The sequence below is a fragment of the Streptomyces sp. FH025 genome, assembly GCF_017427025.1.
Taxonomy (GTDB): Bacteria; Actinomycetota; Actinomycetes; order Streptomycetales; family Streptomycetaceae; genus Kitasatospora.
The window spans coordinates 1-629 of sequence record NZ_JAFLNG010001253.1 but is presented as its reverse complement, the minus strand read 5'-3'; the positions used below and the strand labels follow the sequence as shown (position 1 = coordinate 629).

The following is a 629-nucleotide window of genomic DNA, read 5'->3' as shown; positions in this document are numbered from 1 at the left end:
CTGAGACCTGATGCCGAGCCGATTGTGGTGAAGTGGATGATCCTATGCTGTCGAGAAAAGCCTCTAGCGAGTTTCATGGCGGCCCGTACCCCAAACCGACTCAGGTGGTCAGGTAGAGAATACCGAGGCGTTCGGGTGAACTATGGTTAAGGAACTCGGCAAAATGCCCCCGTAACTTCGGGAGAAGGGGGGCCATTCCTGGTGATGACACGTGCTGTCTGAGCTGGGGGTGGCCGCAGAGACCAGCGAGAAGCGACTGTTTACTAAAAACACAGGTCCGTGCGAAGCCGTAAGGCGATGTATACGGACTGACGCCTGCCCGGTGCTGGAACGTTAAGGGGACCGGTTAGCTTGGATTCGTTCAGGCGAAGCTGAGAACTTAAGCGCCAGTAAACGGCGGTGGTAACTATAACCATCCTAAGGTAGCGAAATTCCTTGTCGGGTAAGTTCCGACCTGCACGAATGGCGTAACGACTTCTCGACTGTCTCAACCATAGGCCCGGTGAAATTGCATTACGAGTAAAGATGCTCGTTTCGCGCAGCAGGACGGAAAGACCCCGGGACCTTTACTATAGCTTGATATTGGTGTTCGGTTCGGCTTGTGTAGGATAGGTGGGAGACTTTGAAAC

At 53.7% G+C, this 629-nt stretch carries 1 rRNA gene; it reads left to right on the top strand.

The features are described 5' to 3' along the window. Nucleotides 1-629 (top strand): 23S ribosomal RNA (locus tag J0670_RS38740); the annotation flags it as partial.